Source organism: Ruminococcoides intestinihominis, from assembly GCF_040096285.1.
Lineage (GTDB): Bacteria > Bacillota > Clostridia > Oscillospirales > Acutalibacteraceae > Ruminococcoides > Ruminococcoides intestinihominis.
In genome coordinates, this window is the sequence record NZ_JBBMEY010000013.1 from 36,974 (window position 1) to 53,162 (window position 16,189).

At 34.8% G+C, this 16,189-nt stretch carries 11 protein-coding genes and 1 riboswitch; of the genes, 7 read left to right on the forward strand and 4 right to left on the reverse strand.

Going from position 1 to position 16,189, the window contains the following annotated elements:
• Window position 1 precedes the first annotated feature (1 nt).
• Complete coding sequence (locus tag WMO18_RS05050; protein WP_022505827.1) at window positions 2-475, forward strand: hypothetical protein; 474 nt, start codon at window positions 2-4, stop codon at window positions 473-475.
• Between the two features lie 47 nt (window positions 476-522).
• Here the strand turns inward: WMO18_RS05050 and WMO18_RS05055 are convergent, their stop codons facing one another.
• Together WMO18_RS05055 and WMO18_RS05060 are read right to left on the reverse strand one after the other, a co-directional pair.
• Entirely contained in the window at window positions 523-1,749 is a 1,227-nt protein-coding gene (locus WMO18_RS05055; RefSeq protein ID WP_022505828.1) for a hypothetical protein, read from the reverse strand.
• 95 nt (window positions 1,750-1,844) lie between these two features.
• Window positions 1,845-2,699, reverse strand: coding sequence for a PHP domain-containing protein (locus WMO18_RS05060; protein WP_022505829.1), 855 nt, complete (start codon window positions 2,697-2,699; stop codon window positions 1,845-1,847).
• Window positions 2,700-3,221: 522 nt separating this feature from the next.
• Here WMO18_RS05060 and pflB point away from each other — a divergent pair.
• Window positions 3,222-5,474, forward strand: a complete 2,253-nt coding sequence (pflB, locus tag WMO18_RS05065; RefSeq protein ID WP_367286406.1) for a formate C-acetyltransferase — start codon at window positions 3,222-3,224, stop codon at window positions 5,472-5,474.
• Window positions 5,461-6,204 (forward strand): pyruvate formate-lyase-activating protein, encoded by a 744-nt coding sequence (pflA, locus tag WMO18_RS05070; protein ID WP_248004712.1) that lies wholly within the window; start codon window positions 5,461-5,463, stop codon window positions 6,202-6,204. The genes pflB and pflA overlap by 14 nt, the downstream gene beginning before the upstream one ends.
• Before the next feature lie 465 nt (window positions 6,205-6,669).
• Here the strand turns inward: pflA and WMO18_RS05075 are convergent, their stop codons facing one another.
• Window positions 6,670-7,830 (reverse strand): FprA family A-type flavoprotein, encoded by a 1,161-nt coding sequence (locus tag WMO18_RS05075; RefSeq protein WP_211148018.1) that lies wholly within the window; start codon window positions 7,828-7,830, stop codon window positions 6,670-6,672.
• A gap of 288 nt (window positions 7,831-8,118) precedes the next feature.
• On the opposite strand from WMO18_RS05075, the gene WMO18_RS05080 reads away from it, so the two are divergent.
• The 4 genes from WMO18_RS05080 to metK all read left to right on the forward strand — a co-directional run bounded on the left by WMO18_RS05080 (window position 8,119) and on the right by metK (window position 14,868).
• Window positions 8,119-10,404, forward strand: a complete 2,286-nt coding sequence (locus WMO18_RS05080; RefSeq protein ID WP_211148019.1) for an ABC transporter ATP-binding protein — start codon at window positions 8,119-8,121, stop codon at window positions 10,402-10,404.
• A 5-nt stretch (window positions 10,405-10,409) separates the two neighbouring features.
• The gene (locus WMO18_RS05085; protein WP_248004713.1) at window positions 10,410-12,266 is read left to right on the forward strand and encodes an ABC transporter ATP-binding protein; all 1,857 of its coding nucleotides are present in this window, start codon (window positions 10,410-10,412) and stop codon (window positions 12,264-12,266) included.
• Window positions 12,267-12,399: 133 nt separating this feature from the next.
• Entirely contained in the window at window positions 12,400-13,452 is a 1,053-nt protein-coding gene (locus WMO18_RS05090) for a hypothetical protein (RefSeq protein ID WP_211148020.1), read from the forward strand.
• A 73-nt stretch (window positions 13,453-13,525) separates the two neighbouring features.
• Window positions 13,526-13,621, forward strand: a riboswitch (SAM riboswitch).
• A 65-nt stretch (window positions 13,622-13,686) separates the two neighbouring features.
• A complete protein-coding gene (gene metK / locus WMO18_RS05095; RefSeq protein ID WP_211148021.1) occupies window positions 13,687-14,868 on the forward strand; it encodes a methionine adenosyltransferase in 1,182 nt (393 codons plus the stop codon).
• Between the two features lie 137 nt (window positions 14,869-15,005).
• On the opposite strand, the gene trhA is transcribed toward metK, so the two are convergent.
• A complete protein-coding gene (trhA, locus tag WMO18_RS05100) occupies window positions 15,006-15,653 on the reverse strand; it encodes a PAQR family membrane homeostasis protein TrhA (protein ID WP_211148022.1) in 648 nt (215 codons plus the stop codon).
• Between the last annotated feature and the right edge of the window lie 536 nt (window positions 15,654-16,189).

Sequence of the window (16,189 nt, forward strand, 5' to 3'; positions counted from 1 at the left end):
AATGGATATTTACAGTAGAATTATCAGTATTATTTGTAACTTTAAAGCCTATAACAAGGACAATGTGAATTTGCAAAGTGAAATGTATGCTTATTCAAAAGGTCTTGAAATTATCAGTAACAGACTAATGAATGTTGAGAAAGAATGTTTTGTTTCTACAGCAGAGGACTATGGACTTACTGTTAAGGAAAGATACTTTGACTCAATAACCAGAGCAAGTGATGTAAAATCTAGAAGAGAGATGTTACTTTCTTTACTTTCTGTTAATGAAACCGATTTTAATTTAGACGGTATGAATAAGTTTATGAAACAGTTTCCTGTATCATCAAAGATAACTGAATTTGCAACTACAAACAGAATACTTATTACCTTTGATAAAAATGATTGGATAGTAAGTAATTTTGATTTTGTGAAAAGTTGTGTGGAAGATTTCTTCCCATCACATTTAAATATTCTGTTACAAATTAATAAATAAAATAAGGGACAGTCTGCTTAGTGCAAACTGTCCCTTTTGATATATATTTATATGTCTAAACCAAATAAATTATGTAGTATTGACTCAATAGCAAAGTCATTGCCGTAATTCATTACATAATAATCTTTAAGATAAACAAATCCAATAGTGATAAGAGAAAGTACAATTATCAAAATCAAAACTTTTCTAAAAGTATGTTTCTTTTTCTTCCTAACCACTTGGTTGTAACCGTCATTATAGTCCTGTCTGTCAATATCATCATTTCTACTTTGTTTAGAATGTGAGTAATATTGTTCCTGACTGTTAACATTGTTAGGTCTAGGTGTATTTTTGTATTTTCCTTTAGCTATCATTTGGTCAAATTTATGTTCGGCATTAGTAGCTAAAGTGAATTTGTTAACTGCTTTGGTAATGTCATATTGATCAATATCTTCCAAACTTAAAATTTCTGTTTCACCATATCTGGCAGAATAAAATACAAGGTTGTCAATTGGAAAAGCATTTTCTTTATTGCCAAAATCTCTGTTGATTTCTGTCAGCAAAAAGTGAACCATACTTTTTGTAACTCTATCCCTAGGATAGCTTGTACCAATATCGGTTCTAAGGTCAATGATAGTTTTGTCAATAATCATATCACATTCAGTCTCACCGATTAAACATTCACCAAAACCAAAGTTAGGGTTAAAGATAATTTTGCTTTCAGGTCGCAAAACTCTCGGAATGAAACTTTTGCCAAATTTAAGTGCCATTTCTTTAATCTCGATAACCTCATCAGGTGTTGCCGGTGTAAAGAACTGACTAAGGTCTGATGGAATAGCTGCTTTTCTGTAGCAAATATCTAACTTAGCTAAGAAGAAACAATGCTGAATAATATTGTTTGTTGAGTTGTCCTCACCGTCAATATAGTTTTGAAGTTGCATTGTAGCATATTCATATCTTTCATACACTTCTTGAAAGTAGCTTTTCTCAATCTTAGGTTGTAGATTTCTGATACTTCTTTCTGCAATGCTATTTTCAAATGGATTACAGTTAGTGGTGTCGTTACAGTAAGCTGCAACAATTACCTTAGCTATGTAGTGAAAAGCAAGTTCTATTAAAATATGTGACATATCACCTTTAACACGCATAGGCACATATAGCTTGTATTGACTAGAGAAAGGTTCATTACCTGATAAAGTAGAGAACAAATCTTCATTAGGTACAATGCTTGATACAGCAGACATTATCATTTCATCATTTGCTGTGTTGCCATATAAGTATGAATCAATTGCCACAAAATCACCGTCCGTTTATTTCTAAAAATTAGTCTAAACTTTATTATAATTCATCATAAGAAAAATTGCAAATATATCCATTATAAATGAATATATTATTTGTTCTTTTCGTTAAATCTTCTTTTTAGATTTTCATAAACAGAGTAAGGAATGTTAAGGTTGCCTTTGCCTGTACCCATTTTTATTTCAGGTTTGTTCTCACCATGAAAGTCACTGCCACCACTTTTGATTAGGTGGAATTCATCAGCTAACTTTTCGGCAATAGCAGTTTGTTCTTCACTGAATTTAGAGTAATAAACTTCCATACCGTCAAGACCTTTTTCTTTAGCTACTGTTAGAAATTCTCTGATTTTATCTTCTGTCTTTAAGTTTAGGAATGGATGAGCCAATACAGAAACTGCACCGATACTGTTGATGTATTCTATTGTGTCTGTGGCTGATAACTTTTCAGGTGGGGTATATAGCCCGTTACTTGGGTTAAGGTACTTTTCAAAAGCCTCACTTACACTTTTAACATAACCTTTATGCATCATATAGTTTGCAATAACTGCTCTATTGATGTTACCGTTAGGTGTTGTGTTTTTAATATCCTCATATGTAAGGTTAAAGCCCTTTTTAATAAGGTTGTTAACTAGGTTAATGTTGCTTTGTTCCTTTTTCTTAAGTTCATTCTTAACCTTTTCTTCAATCTCACTGTAAAATTCTTTAGGAATAAATAATCCTAAAATATGTAATTCAGTTCCTTTATAGTCAGTAGAAAATTCAATACCACCTACAAGATGGATGTTGCTACTGTTAGGAGTATTTAAAAATCTATCTAAACCTAAAATAGTGTTGTGGTCAGTTAGTGCAATAGCAGAAAGATTACTTTCCTTTGCAATTTCAACTAATTTTTCCGGTGTAAATGTGCCATCGGAAAATATTGAATGATTGTGCATATCACATTTCATTTTTATCACCTCAAGGGTATTTTATCACAACTGAAATATTAAGTAAATTATATGTTTAAAATAAAGAATTTTCAGCCGAAAATTGATGGAATAATTATTAAAACAAACAGTATAATTTTTATAAAGAATTATAGGATAAATAGTGAAAAATAATTACAGTATAATTATAATTTTGCAGTTTATTTAGTTAAAAAATTAAAGTGTTTTGTAAAATTTAGGTTAATTTTTTAACAATGAAAACACACAATATGTAGTTATTGTGATAAGGGTAATACACTATATACATATATTGATAAATCAAAAATGTAAGAATATACTGTTATAAATTTCTAAAAACGTGAAAATAACGGTCAATTATTCTTTAAATTGCACTATAAAATTAACTAATATTTCGATTTTTTTGGTATTTACAATAATTATTCAAAATAGTTATGATTTTTACTTGTATTTTAGAGAAATAGTAGTATAATGAATTTGGTTAGAAAAAAAGACCCAAAAAGTAATAGTAGAGGTGGATAGAAAATGATTAATTTTAAGCAATGGGACGGCTTTGAAGGCCGTATGTGGAAAGAAGAAGTCAACACTCGTGACTTTATCCAACACAACTACAAACCATACGATGGTGATTCATCATTCCTAGAAGGCCCAACAGAAGCAACTGATAAGCTATGGGGCGTTCTACAGGATTTACAGAAGAAAGAAAGAGCTCAGGGTGGTATCCTAGATATGGAAACAGAAGTTGTTTCTACTCTAACAGCTTATGGCCCTGGTTATATTAGTGAAGAAACTAAGGATCTTGAAAAGATTGTTGGTCTTCAGACAGATAAGCCACTTAAGAGAGCATTTATGCCTTTCGGTGGTATTAAGATGGCTGAACAGGCTTGTACAACTAACGGTTACACACCTAACCCTAAGTTCCACAAGATCTTCAATGAATACAGCCGTACACATAACCAAGGTGTATTCGATGCTTACACACCAGAAATGAAGAAGGCTCGTCATAACAAGATTATTACAGGTCTTCCAGATACATACGGTCGTGGCCGTATCGTTGGCGACTATCGTAGAGTTGCTCTTTACGGTATTGATTACCTAATCGAAGAAAAGAAGCATGACTTTGCTAACACAGGCGACGGCACAATGACAGATGACGTTATCCGTCAGAGAGAAGAACTTTCTCTACAGATTAAGGCTCTAAATGATATGAAGACTATGGCTCAGGCTTATGGTTACGACATTTCAGAACCAGCAAGTAACGCTCACGAAGCTTGTCAGTGGCTATACTTCGGTTATCTAGCTGCTATCAAGACTCAGAACGGTGCTGCAATGAGTGTTGGTAGAATTTCAACATTCCTAGACATCTACATTCAGAGAGATCTAGAAAACGGAACATTAACAGAAAAAGAAGCTCAGGAACTAATCGACCACATGGTAATGAAATTCCGTATGGTTAAATTCGCTCGTATCCCATCATACAATCAGCTATTCTCAGGTGACCCTGTTTGGGCTACACTAGAAGTTGGTGGTACAGGTGTTGACGGTCGTTCAATGGTAACAAAGACAGACTTCCGTTTCCTACACACACTAGAAAATATGGGACCTTCACCAGAACCAAACCTAACTGTTCTATATTCTTCATCACTTCCAGAAACATTCAAGGACTATGCTGCACAGATTTCAATTCGTACAAGCTCAGTTCAGTATGAAAATGATGATGTTATGAAGCCTGTATGGGGTGACGATTACTCAATCTGCTGCTGTGTATCTGCTACTCAGACAGGTAAGGAAATGCAGTTCTTCGGTGCTAGAGCTAACCTAGCTAAGTGTCTTCTATACGCACTAAACGGTGGTGTTGATGTTAAGACTCGTGAACAGGTTGGTCCTGCTTACAAGCCATACGAAGGTGACACTCTAGAATATGATAAGGTTATTGATAAGTATACAACAATGATGGACTGGCTAGCTGGTCTATATGTAAATACACTAAACCTAATCCAGTATATGCACGATAAGTATTATTATGAAGCAGCTGAAATGGCTCTTATTGATACTGATGTTCGTCGTACATTTGCTACAGGTATTGCAGGTTTCTCACATGTTGTTGACTCACTAAGTGCTATTAAGTACGCAACAGTTAAGCCAATCCGTGATGAAGACGGTATCATCGTTGACTTCGAAACAGAAGGCGACTTCCCTAAGTATGGTAACGATGATGACAGAGCTGACGAAATCGCTCTATGGCTACTAAAGACATTCCTAGATATGATTAAGAAGCGTCACACATACCGTGATTCTGAAGCTACAACATCTATCCTAACAATCACATCTAACGTTGTTTATGGTAAGGCTACAGGTACTATGCCTAACGGTCGTAAGGCCGGCGAACCACTATCACCTGGTGCTAACCCAAGTTACGGTGCAGAACAGAACGGTCTACTAGCTTCTCTAAACTCAGTTGCTAAGCTACCATATCACTGGGCACTAGATGGTATTTCAAATACTCAGACAATCAACCCAGACGCTCTAGGTCACTCAGAAGATGAAAGAGTTAATAACCTAGTTCAGGTTATGGACGGTTACTTCGATCAGGGTGCTCATCACCTAAATGTTAATGTATTTGGTAAGGATAAGCTAATCGACGCTATGGAACACCCAGAAAAAGAAGAATATGCAAACTTCACAATCCGTGTTTCAGGTTATGCTGTTAAGTTCATCGACCTAACTCGTGAACAGCAGCTAGATGTTATTGCTCGTACTTGTCATGCAAGCATGTAATATAACAGGTAGAATTAATACTTACGAAACTTTTGGTCTGGTTGACGGACCGGGTGTTAGATATGTGGCATTTTTACAGGGTTGCAATATGCGTTGTAAATATTGCCACAACCCAGACACTTGGGACAAAAACGCCGGTGATGAATTAACTGCTAAACAGCTTTTTGATAAGGCTTATAGATATAAGAATTATTGGAAGAACAACGGTGGTATTACAATCAGTGGTGGTGAACCACTGTTACAGATTGATTTTGTAACAGAGGTTTTCAGACTAGCTAAGGAAAAGGGCGTTCATACTACCCTTGATACTTGTGGTCAACCATTTAAAAATGACCCTGAGTTTCTAAGTAAGTTTGATGAACTAATTAAATATACCGACCTTGTTATGCTTGACATTAAAGAAATTGAAAGTGATAAGCATAAGGAACTAACAGGTCATAAGAATGAAAATATTCTTGCTATGGCTCAGTATCTATCAGATAAGGGTGTTCATATGTGGATAAGACATGTTCTTGTTCCTAACCTTACTGATGACGAAGAAGGTCTAAAGAAGTTAAATCAGTTTATTAAACAACTTAAAACTGTAGATAAGGTTGAGATTCTTCCTTATCATACACTAGGTCTTATGAAGTGGGAAAAGTTAGGTATTCCTTACCCACTTGACGGCTATAAAATTCCAACTGCTGAAGAAGTTGAAAAAGCCGAAAGACTCCTAGAAATTAAGAAATAATTATAAGCAAGTGATGACTTATGTTGTCACTTGCTTTTTTATAGGGAAAATTATAAAAATTCAGAAATATATAAAATTACCCCATAGCACAAGCTATGGGGCTTTTTGTTGGTTAAGATATTAATAAATCTAAATTATCTTTTCTTATATAGAACCAGTTCTGGGTTAATTCCATTTTCTTCATATGTTGATACAAGGATAAAGTCTATATTTGCTACTATACCGAAATATCTTTCTCCACCAGTTCATCTTGTGATAAACCTTTCTTTGTCCTTAGTTCAAGGATTATGTCCTTTGTTTCCATATTATTCACCACCTATTTGTATTATAATGTAAATTGTTTATTAGTACAAGCAACTCCTTGTTGCCATTATTTTTATTTTGTTTGCATTTAGTAATTTCACAAATTACTATAAAAATAGCCTCTGCTATTTTGCAGAGGCTAATAATAATTGAGTTTGAAAATTATGCCAAGATTTCGTCAGCAAGTTTTTCCATTTCTTTATATGTATCTTCTGTTGCCTTGGACTTAATTGTAACTACTGTATCACAGATAGTAACATTCTTCATTTCTTCCAGGTAACCCTTCATAGTTCTTGCAGCAGTAGGTGCCCATGAACCGTTTTCTACAATAGCTACCTTTCTGTTCTGATAAGCCTTAATCTTTAGATGATGTAGGAAGTCTGCCATTACAGGGAACACACCTGCATCATATGATGGAGCAGCAACAATTAACTTGCTATATCTAAATGCATCTTCAATAGCCTCTGCCATATCACATCTTGAAAGGTCAGTTACAACAACTTCCTTGTCTGTCTTAGACTTTAGGATTTCTTCCAGCTTACCTACTGCCTCAGTTGTGTTGCCATGAATTGAACAATAAGCAACAAATACACCATCTGTTTCAGCCTGATAAGTTGACCAAGTGTTGTATAGGTCTAGGTAGTAGCCTAGGTTTTCTGTTAGTACAGGACCATGAGTAGGACAGATAATCTGAATGTCAAGCTTTGATGTTTTCTTTAGTAGTCCTTGTACAGGTACTCCATACTTACCTACAATGTTAAAGTAGTATCTTCTAGCCTCACAAGCCCAATCTTCATCAGTATCTAATGCACCGAACTTACCGAATGCATCAGCAGAGAACAGTACCTTATCTGTGCTGTCGTATGTAACCATAACTTCAGGCCAATGAACCATTGGTGCCATTACAAAACTTAATGTATGAGTACCAAGTTCAAGAGTATCACCTTCAGCAACAACCTTTGAAGTTGTTTCTAGGTCAAGACCTGTAAACTGCTTTAGAAATAGGAAAGTTTTCTTGTTACCTACCAAAGTGATTTCAGGGTACTTCTTGATACAAGCCTCTACAGAACCGGAATGGTCAGGTTCCATATGGTTTACAACCAGATATTTAGGTGTCTTACCGTCAAGAACTTTCTCAACATTTTCAAGCCACTCATCAGTTTTTCTTTTATCAACTGTATCAATAAGTGCAATATTTTCATCCATAATAACATAAGCATTATATGCAATACCGTTAGGAATTATATACTGACTTTCAAACAAATCAAGAGTTTTATCATCACAACCAACATAAGTAATATCTTTTGTTATTTCTTTAATCATAATTAATACCTCTCTTTCTTAATTAAGGATAGAATATCACATTTTATTCATATTTTTATTCTAGTATAGAATTATATATGTTATTTTTTAATAAAATAATTGTTAAGAATAGCCATAACTTAAAATAAATATCAATAAAACAGAAATGATTATTATTTTCAGCATTATGTACAACTAAACGGTTTATTTCTTGTGCAAAATAATGAACATTGAATTTAAAATATACATTGTACATATCCTTAAATAATGTTAAAATCAATATACTAAACTAAATAAGAGGTGAATATATTGAAGAAATTACTAAAGCACTTTAAGCCTGCAATCATTCCTATTATTTTCGTTGTAATTTTGCTAGTAATTCAGGCTTATTGTGACTTATCATTGCCAACATATATGAGTAATATTGTCAATGTTGGTATTCAGCAGTCCGGTATTGAAACTGTTACACCGGAAAAAGCTCCAAAAAGTGAAATGGATAAAATAGAGCTTTTTATGGACAAAAATGACAAAGACTTTGTAAATTCTCAGTATAAAAGTGAGAAGTACAAAAACAAAGATATTCTTGTATTAAAGGAAAATATCGGCGATAAAAATGCCGATAAACTTGCCGATAAGCTAACAAAGCCTATGCTTATCACTTATATGTTAGAAAAGAGTGAGAAAGGCGAACTTTCTTCCGACTCAGTAAGTGGCAAGATTGACAACAAGGACTTCCAAGAGATTATGGAAAATGGTGTTAAAGAAATGACACCTGAAAACCAAATGAAGTTTATGGAAATCAATAAGAAGTCTCAAGCCGGTGAAACAGTTGATATGTTTGAGATTTTGCCTTTATTCAGCGAAAACACTATGAGTCAAATTACTGATGTAATGAACGACAAGTTAAAGGCATTTGACAAACTAGGAGAGGACACAATCACACAGGTTGTAACACCATATACAGAAAGCCTTATGAAGTCTGCCGGTGTTGATACTGACCAGGTTAGAATGAATTACCTATTTAAAGCAGGTGCATTAATGCTTGGTTATGCCGGTGTAATCTTTGTATGTATGATTGCCGTTTCCTTACTTGCATCAATTATCGGTGCTAGATTCTCTAAGGATATTAGAAGTCATGCATATAACCAAATTATCAACTTCTCAGCCAGTGAGTCAAACAAATTCAGTAATGCTTCATTAATTACAAGATGTACAAATGATATTCAGCAAATTCAGATGGTTGTTGTAATGATGCTAAGAATGATTATCTATGCTCCAATCTTAGGTATCGGTGCATTATTAAAGGTAACTAATATGAGTTCCGGTATGGTATGGGTTATTGCCTTAGCAGTTGGCGTTATCCTTGTACTTGTTTCAACACTAATGACAGTAGCAATGCCTAAGTTTACTGCACTTCAAAAGCTAGTTGATAAGGTAAACCTAGTTTCAAGAGAAATTCTTACAGGTCTACCTGTTATCAGAGCATTTAGCCGTGAAGACCACGAAAATGAAAGATTTGACGATGCAAACAAAACTCTTACAAAGACTAACCTATTTGTAAACAGAGTTATGGCAATTATGATGCCTGCTATGATGTTTATTATGAACGGTACAACAGTACTTATTGTTTGGGTTGGTGCTAATGAAACTAATGCAGGTAATATGCAAGTCGGTGACATTATGGCATATATCCAATACACAATGCAGATTATTATGTCTTTCCTAATGATTTGTATGGCAAGTATTATGATTCCAAGAGCATTTGTTTCAGCAAAAAGACTTGGTGAAATCTACGATACAGAAATTACAATCCATAACCCTGAAAACCCTAAGCAGTTTGAAGAAAAACAAAAGGGCGTTGTAGAATTTAAGGATGTAACATTTGCTTATCCGGGAGCAGAAGAACCTGTACTAAAGGACATTAGCTTTACTGCAAAGCCAGGTGAAACTACTGCTATTATCGGTTCAACAGGTAGTGGTAAGAGTACACTTATCAACCTTATCCCAAGATTTTACGATACAACTAAGGGTTCTGTTACAGTTGACGGTCAAGATATTAAGGATGTTAAGCTAACTGATTTAAGAGATAAAATCGGTTATGTACCACAGAAAGGTATGCTATTCTCCGGTACTATTAAGTCAAACATTGCTTTTGCAAATGAAGACCTACCAATGGAAAAAATCGAAAAAGCAGCAGAGATTGCTCACGCAACAGAATTCATCAATGAAAAGCCTCAGAAATATGAAACACATATTAGCCAAGGTGGTACTAATGTTTCAGGTGGTCAAAGACAAAGACTTTCTATTGCAAGAGCTATTGCAAATGAACCTGAAGTGCTAATCTTTGATGATAGCTTCTCAGCACTAGACTTTAAGACTGATGTTGCAGTCAGAAAGGCACTTAGTGAAAATATTAAGAATAGCACAATCCTTATTGTTGCTCAAAGAATCAGCACAGTTCTAAATGCTGAACAGATACTTGTACTTGACAACGGTAAAATCGTTGGTAAGGGTACACACAAAGAACTACTGAAAAACTGTCAAGTTTATCGTGACATTGCAGAAAGTCAGTTGTCAAAGGAGGAATTACAGTAATGCCTATGCCTATGGGAGGACCTAGAGGTGGTAGAGGTCCACAAGGAAAAATGATGGGAACAGCTAAAGCAAAAGACTTTAAGGGTTCTATCAAAAGCCTTTTTAAATATATCGGCAACTACAAATTTGCCATACTCATTGTTGTAATTTTCGCCATTGCAAGTACAGTTTTCAATGTTATAGGACCTAAGATTTTAGGTAATGCAACAACAGAACTTTTCAACGGAATTATGAGTAAGTATTCCGGTGGTTCAGGCATTGATTTCGGTAAAATTGCCGGTATCTTAATCGGACTACTATGTATCTATATTACAAGTTCGATTTGTGGTTTTGTTCAGAACTTCCTAATGAGTACAGTAACTCAGAAGGTTGGTTATAGATTAAGAAGAGATATTTCTTACAAAATCAATCTTCTTCCTATGAACTACTTTGACAGACATCAAACAGGTGAAACACTATCTATTATCACAAATGATGTTGATACTCTTTGTACAAGTTTAAACCAGGTTGCAACTCAGGCAGTAACATCAATTTCAACAATCATCGGTGTGCTATATATGATGTTTAGCATTAACTGGATGATGACACTTATTGCATTAGTTATTCTACCGATTGCACTAATCTTTATTTCACTTATCTTTAAGATTTCTCAGAAACATTTTAGAAATCAGCAGGATTACTTAGGTCATGTTAACGGTCAAGTTGAAGAAACAATCAGTGGTGTTAACATTGTTCAGGCATTTAACACAGTTGACAGAAATGTTGAAGAATTCGAAAAGTCCAACAATATGCTTTATAAATCAGCATGGAAGAGCCAGTTCTTCTCAGGTTTAGCAGGTCCTATTATGCAGGTAATCGGTAACTTAGCTTACGGTGCAATTGCAGTACTTGGTGGTTACTTAGCTATTCAGGGTACAATTACTGTCGGTGACATTCAGTCATTTATACAGTATGTAAGACAGTTTACAATGCCTATTCAGCAACTTGCTCAGGTAAGTAATATGATTCAGCAAATGACTGCATCAGCTGAAAGAATTTTTGAATTTATCGGTGAAAAGGAAGAGTCCCAAGAAGCTGAAAACCATTGCAAGAAGCCTAACGGTGAAAATGTTACTGTTGATGAAATCACAGGTAATGTAACATTTGACCATGTTAAATTCGGCTACAACGAGGATAAAATTATTATTCACGACTTCTCAGCTAAAGTTAAGCAAGGTCAGAAGATTGCTATTGTTGGCCCTACAGGTGCAGGTAAAACAACAATGGTTAAGCTACTGATGAGATTCTATGACCTAAACGGTGGTAGCATCCTAGTTGATGAACACAACATTAATGACTTTGACAGAAGAGAACTAAGAGAGCTTTACGGTATGGTTCTTCAGGATACATGGCTATTTAAAGGCTCAATTATGGAGAACATTCGTTACGGTAAATTGGATGCCGGTGATGAAGATGTTATAAAGGCTGCAAAGGCTGCTCATGTTGATGACTTTGTTAAACACCTACCTGATGGCTACAATATGGTTCTAAATGAAGAAGCATCAAATGTTAGCCAAGGTCAAAAGCAGTTATTAACTATTGCAAGAACAATTCTTGCCGACCCTAAGATTCTTATTCTTGATGAAGCTACTTCTTCAGTTGATACAAGAACAGAGGCTTATATTCAGAAGGCTATGGATAACCTAATGGAAGGCAGAACAAGTTTTGTTATTGCTCACAGACTTTCAACAATCAAGAACGCTGACTTAATTCTATTTATGAAAGATGGGGACATTGTTGAACAAGGTACTCATAATGAGCTACTTGCTAAGGGTGGCTACTATGCAGACCTATACAACAGTCAGTTTGATAAAGTATCTTAAAAATTTATCACTTTAACACAAAGGGAAGTTACAGTTTCTATGTAACTTCCCTAATTTTTTCAAAAAAAGAACACACAATAACAGTTGAAGTAATCACAAAAATGTGATATATTTGATTAAAGGAGTTGATAGTATGGCAAAAAAAGGTACACACGGCTATTTTGAAGATGAAAACAAAGACACATCTTTTGATGACTTCAAAACTGATATGACTAACATTGATGATGAAGTTGACAAAATCTTAGCCGAACAAAGAAAAGCAAAACAACAGATTGACTTCTTTAGTGATGAACCTATTGATAATAACGAAGATGAATATGTATTTGACAACAGTTCTTCAAGAGAACTAAAGAGCAATAGCCCTAGAAAAAATACATATGCTGAAAATATAGAAACTGAAGAAGTTACACCTGAAACTAAAGAACCACAGGGTAGTCACTCTGCTGATACTAATGATAGTGGTGAAAGCAGAAGTAACAGAAGTTCCGGCAGTTCAGGTAGCAGAAGTTCAAGCAGTAAAAGTTCCAAAGGTTCTAAGGACAAAAAGAAAAAGTCCAAGAAAAAGGACAAGGACAGAGGACACAGTAGCCACGATAGTCACGAAAGTCATAGCAGTAACAGAAAAGATAACAGTAAATCCGATAATAGAAAAGCTGAAAAATCTTCTAAGAGAAGCGACAAAAGCCATTCCGAAAAGAAAAAGCATACAGGACTAAAAACATTTGTTGTTATCATTATTATCCTAGGTGCTTTATGTGGTGGCGTTTATGCTTACTTTGGACATATTCCAACTAAGGAGGATATTCAGAGCCTACTACCTGTGTCAGACAGTGCAGAACCTACTTCTTCTGCTTCAATTCACGAAACACTTGTTGCAATTACAGTTTCAGGTGATACAGTAACATATAACGGTGAAGTACTAAGTAGTGTTGATGAATTAAATAACAGATTGTCAAAGGAAACAGACCCTACAATTTCTCTAATCAACAATGATGCAAATGCTTCTACATACAACAAGGTTGTTGAAATTGTTAACAACTACGGTGGTAACTTTGAAACAATGGATGAGGACAACACAAACCCATCAATTAACACAGAAGAAAACTCTACTGAAGAAAATACTACAGAAAGTGTAGCAGAAAGCACAACAGAACCTACTTCTGAAAGCACTTCTTCAGCAGAATAACTGACAATTTATTCCGATAGTTGACATTATATTTACTATGTGTTACACTATGAAGGTAGAAAAATTAAATATTTTCTTATCAAGAGCGACTGAGGGACAGGCCCTATGAAGTCCGGCAACCTGCGAAAAGCAAGGTGCTAATTCCTGCGGTATAACCGAAAGATGAGTATTAAGCCACCGTCTTTCACGGTGGCTTTTTTTTGTGGTAAGAAATATAAGAAAAGGAGTATAGATATGGGAAAGTATTTATTTACATCAGAATCAGTTACTGAAGGACATCCTGACAAAGTTTGTGACCAGATTAGTGACGCAATTCTTGATGCAATTTTTGAACAAGACAATATGGCTCATGTAGCTTGTGAAACAACTGCAGTTGCCGGTATCGTAAACATTATGGGTGAAATCAGCACAACTGCTAAGGTTGATTATGAAGCAGTTACAAGAAATGTTATTAACGAAATCGGCTATGACAGAGATGAACTTCTATTTAACGGTCACAACTGCAAAATCAACAATATGATTACAACACAGTCACCTGATATTGCAATGGGCGTTAACGAAAGTTACGAACTAAAAGACGGTGAAGAGGACAAGTACAATCAGTTTGGTGCAGGTGACCAAGGTATGATGTTTGGTTATGCTTGTGACGAAACAGAAGAACTAATGCCACTAACTATTTCACTATCTCACAAACTGGCTAAGAAGTTAACTGAGGTTAGAAAGAACGGCACACTAAAGTATCTTCGTCCTGATGGCAAAACTCAGGTTACTGCTCTTTATAAAGACGGCAAGGTTGTTAGCATTGACACAGTTGTTATCTCTACTCAGCATGATGAAGATGTTACACTTGAACAGATTAGAAATGATTTAATCAAGTATGTTATTAAGCCAATTATCCCTGAAAATCTACTAACTGATGATACAAGAATTCTTGTAAACCCAACAGGTAGATTTGTTATCGGTGGTCCTGCCGGTGACTCAGGTTTAACAGGTAGAAAGATTATTGTTGACACATACGGTGGTTATGGCCGTCATGGTGGTGGTGCATTCTCAGGTAAAGACCCAACTAAGGTTGACCGTAGTGCTGCTTACTATGCAAGATATATTGCTAAGAACATTGTTGCCTCAGGTATTGCTAGTAGATGTGAAGTGCAACTTGCTTATGCAATCGGTGTTGCAAAGCCTGTTTCAATTATGGTAGATACTTTCGGTACAAGTAAGTATAGTAACAGTGAAATTGCAAATGCCGTTAAGAAGGTATTTGATTGCCGTCCTGCTGCTATTATTGAAGAACTTAACCTTCGCAATACTAAGTTCCTACCTACTGCTGCTTATGGTCATATGGGCAGAACAGACCTTAATGTTAAGTGGGAAGATACCGATAAGGTAGAAGAACTAAAGAAAGCATTAGCATAATTAAATTACAGATAATTTTTAAGTTTTTATAATCCTAAGCCAAGGCTACTATTATAGTCTTGGCTTTTCTCATACAAAAAACGGCTGATACAATAAAGTATCAGCCTTAATTTTTACAGCCTATATTTAGATTTACATTACATTTTTATAATTGCTATTAAGATTGAAAAGTAGTGGAATGCACTGCCAAGTACAGTGAAAATATGCCATATGGGATGGAAGTATTTTACCTTTTTAATTACATAAAACACAACACCAACAGTATAAATTACACCACCAAGTACAAGGAATAATGCAGAAAGGAAAGGTACTTTTGCAATTAACGGCTTTATAGCAAAGATAATAACCCAGCCTGTAGCAATGTAACAAATAAGGGAAGGAATTTTAGCCTTTTCCATATTAATTGAATTTAGTGTTATGCCAATAATTGATGCAACCCACACAACAGAAAACAATATCCAACCTGTAACACCACCAAGAATATAAAGGGTTATTGGTGTGTATGTACCTGCAATAAGCAAAAATATTGTGTTGTGGTCCATTATTTGAAAGAAGTGCTTTACCCTTTCATTTGTAAATGAATGATACAGTGTGCTCATTGTATAAAGAATTATCAGTGATGCACCGTAAATTGCCGAACTGACAACTGCCAATGCATTTCCGTATATAACCGAAAATACAAGCAAAACAACTGTACCGGCTATGGACAAACAAGCTCCCACACCATGACTGACAGAAGAAAAAATTTCTTCCCCTAATGTATATTTTCTTTTGATTTTTCCCATTAATTAATCATCTCTATTCTTTGTTATTGTTGATAAGATGTTTTACTGTATTGTTATATTTTCTTTTTCTAAATTGTATTATTAATTCTTCTGAGTGTGTAAGTGTGTAATTAAATTGTTTATTATAAGCTATATTATTATGTTATTTAGCTAATATATTATTTTGGTAAGTAACGCTCATTTATTTCTTAACTATTATTATCCATTATCTTCTCCGTTTTATCAATATGTATCCCTATGCGATTTATCCCTTTTAGCTATATTGCTATGCGTATTTAGCATTATAAACTCCTTGCTTTTATTTATGTAACTAAACCGGTAATGTGTTTTTATAGTCTATGGTAAACGGTTCTAAATAATAATACAATTTAGTTTTTTGATTTCGATTGTGGGTTATTGTAGATTATAATAATTTAGCTCTGCAAATTTGGGTTTGTAGGGCTAAATGTAAAGTGTTAGATTTCAGCAAATAAGGCTCCCTTGTGTAAAGGGAGCTGTCGCTTGTAAATTGGAAGAATGACAATTTACTCTTAAAG